The organism is Streptomyces sp. MMG1533 (assembly GCF_001279775.1).
In the GTDB taxonomy this organism is placed as follows: domain Bacteria; phylum Actinomycetota; class Actinomycetes; order Streptomycetales; family Streptomycetaceae; genus Streptomyces.
This window is the reverse complement of sequence record NZ_LGDG01000128.1, coordinates 1-410: the sequence shown is the minus strand read 5'-3', so window position 1 is coordinate 410 and position 410 is coordinate 1. Positions and strand designations below refer to the sequence as shown.

At 70.5% G+C, this 410-nt stretch carries 1 protein-coding gene; it reads right to left on the bottom strand.

The features are described 5' to 3' along the window. The coding region (locus tag ADK57_RS15385) for an FMN-binding protein (protein ID WP_159050064.1) at positions 1-410 on the bottom strand (410 nt) is incomplete at both ends.

The following is a 410-nucleotide window of genomic DNA, read 5'->3' as shown; positions in this document are numbered from 1 at the left end:
CCGCGCTCTGCGCCTGAAGCGTCGCCGCGATCAGCTTCGGCACCGCGGCCGTCGTCTGCGGGTGGTTCGGCTGCTGGAGCATCTTGACGGCGGTGATCTCGTCGCCCTCGAAGGTCACCTCGACCTGGACGGGGCCCTTCTCCGTGGTCACCGTCGAGCCCGCGACGACCTCGGAAGCGGCGGCCGACGAGGCGGAGGCGGAGGCTGAGGGCGAGGCGGAGGCCGCCGAGGCGTTCTCGTCGATCGCGGCCTGGAGGGACTCCTTGTAGCCCTCGGTCGTGATCGTCGCACCGGACACCGTGTCGATGTCGGCGCTCTGCGCCTGAAGCGTCGCCGCGATCAGCTTCGGCACCGCGGCCGTCGTCTGCGGGTGGTTCGGCTGCTGGAGCATCTTGACGGCGGTGATCTTC